The sequence below is a fragment of the Ferrovibrio sp. genome, assembly GCF_041906005.1.
Classification (GTDB): Bacteria; Pseudomonadota; Alphaproteobacteria; order Ferrovibrionales; family Ferrovibrionaceae; genus Ferrovibrio.
Genome location: NZ_JAYRJY010000024.1, coordinates 1 through 1,225 on the forward strand (window position 1 = coordinate 1; position 1,225 = coordinate 1,225).

Genomic DNA, 1,225 nt, shown 5'->3' on the forward strand with positions numbered 1-1,225 from the left:
TGACCTGCCCCCAAGACCCGTACCAGTAGTTACTGACAAAGTCCGGCGTTGAAGGGTACCGCATTGTTGGCTTGCTGTGCTCTGTGATTGGCGGCGAATTGAGCCGGTGAGATGCGTCCGCAACTGCTGTGTGGCCGAACCTCGTTATAGTCCCGTCGCCACGCGGCGATGACGTCTCGGGCCTGGGTCAGTGAAGTGAACCATTGCTCGTTGAGGCATTCGTCGCGGAACTTGCCATTGAAGCTTTCGATGTAGCCGTTCTGCATCGGCCGGCCCGGCTCGATCAGCAGATGTTCGATGCCATGCCGCTGCGTCCAGGCGATGAAGACACGGCTGGTGAACTCCGGCCCATTGTCGGTTCGTACCGCGCGGGGATAACCGCGGAAGCAGGCGGCCCGATCCAGCACACGAACCACATAGGCACCGCTGATGCCGTGGTCCACGGCGATGTCGACGCTTTCGTGGCTGAAGTCGTCGGCGACGGTCAGGCACTTGAGTCGACGCCCATTGGCCAGCGCATCACTGACGAAGTCCATGCTCCAGACCGCGTTGGGCTGGCTCGCTGGCGACAGCGCTTGACGCTCGCTCGCCGGCCGCTTGGCTTTCCGGCGCCGGCGTACGGCCAGATCCGCCTCGCGGTACAGGCGGTAGATCTTCTTGTGGTTCACGTCGGGGAACTCCGGGCGCAGCAGGTCGTGCAGGCGGCGATAGCCAAACCGGCGGCGAACCTGGGCCAGTTCGATGATCCGGGCTGACAACGCCTGCGTGGCGGCCGTCGGCTCGGGCGGATGGCGGAAGGCGTCGCGGGACAGCCCCGCAAGGCGGCAGGCCCGGCGCTCGCTCACCGTCGTGAGTTCGAGCATGTGCCGGACCGCCTCGCGCTTGCGTTGCGGGGCTAGCGTTTTACCCCGAAGCCGACCTTCAGCGCCTCGATGTCCAGGTGCGCCTCGGCCAGCAGCCGCTTGAGCCGGTTGTTCTCCGCTTCCAGCTCCTTCAGACGCTTGGCGTCCTCGGCTTCCATGCCGCCGTACTTGGCCCGCCAGGCGTAGAAGCTGGCGGGGCTGAAACCGTTTTGCCGCGCCAGCTCGGACACGGCCATGCCGGCCTCGGCCTGTTTGATGAATCCGATGATCTGCTCGGTAGTGAAACGACTCTTCTTCATGTCCGTCCTCTTGGGTGACGGACTTTACAGCTTCACGTGGTACGGCTCAGCGGGGGCAGGTCA

At 64.4% G+C, this 1,225-nt stretch carries 1 protein-coding gene; it reads right to left on the minus strand.

Going from position 1 to position 1,225, the window contains the following annotated elements:
- Positions 1 to 29: 29 nt before the first annotated feature.
- Positions 30 to 1,162 (minus strand): IS3 family transposase gene (locus tag ACE3OO_RS20260; RefSeq protein WP_336188064.1). Its coding sequence is split into 2 segments (ribosomal slippage): positions 30 to 907 and positions 907 to 1,162, totalling 1,134 coding nucleotides; the frame shifts between segments, so codons are not numbered across the junction.
- Between the last annotated feature and the right edge of the window lie 63 nt (positions 1,163 to 1,225).